The 546-nt window shown below is 70.0% G+C and carries 1 protein-coding gene; it reads left to right on the top strand.

The features are described from left to right. Positions 1 to 413, top strand: a 413-nt coding sequence (locus IE249_RS35590; RefSeq protein WP_189711677.1) for an alpha-glucosidase C-terminal domain-containing protein, incomplete at its 5' end; no start/stop codon positions are given. Positions 414 to 546: the final 133 nt, after the last annotated feature.

The raw sequence follows: 546 nt of genomic DNA, 5'->3' as shown, positions 1-546 counted from the left end.
GCGACTGGGCCGCCGCCGAACGCGAGGGCCGCACCATCGCTCCCCTCATCACCCGCCTCAACGACATCCGCCGCCGCCACCCCGCGCTGCGCCGGCTGCGCAACCTGCGCTTCCATCCGACCGACAACGACGCCGTCATCGCCTACAGCAAGACCACGGGCCCCGACACCGTCGTCGTGGTCGCCAACCTCGACCCGCACCACACCCAGGAGGCGACGGTCTCGTTGGACATGCCGCGACTCGGCCTGGAATGGCACGAGTCGGTGCCGGTGCTCGACGAACTGACGGGTGAGACCTACCACTGGGGCAGGAACGCCTACGTGCGGCTGGAACCCGGCCCGAGGCCCGCGCACGTGCTCCATGTCCAGCGATCGTCCGCCTCGCCCCAGATCGGAGGGCCGCCCGCGCCATGACTGTCAACGAACCCGTCCCGGACATCTTCGAGGACGCCCCGGCCAGGGACCGGGATCCGGAGTGGTTCAAGCGTGCCGTCTTCTACGAGGTCCTGGTGCGCTCCTTCCAGGACAGCAACGGCGACGGCATCGG

The sequence above is a fragment of the Streptomyces anandii JCM 4720 genome, from assembly GCF_014650655.1.
GTDB classification, from domain to species: Bacteria; Actinomycetota; Actinomycetes; order Streptomycetales; family Streptomycetaceae; genus Streptomyces; species Streptomyces anandii.
Note: the sequence above shows the minus strand (reverse complement) of the source record. Positions and strands in the feature narration are given on the sequence as shown.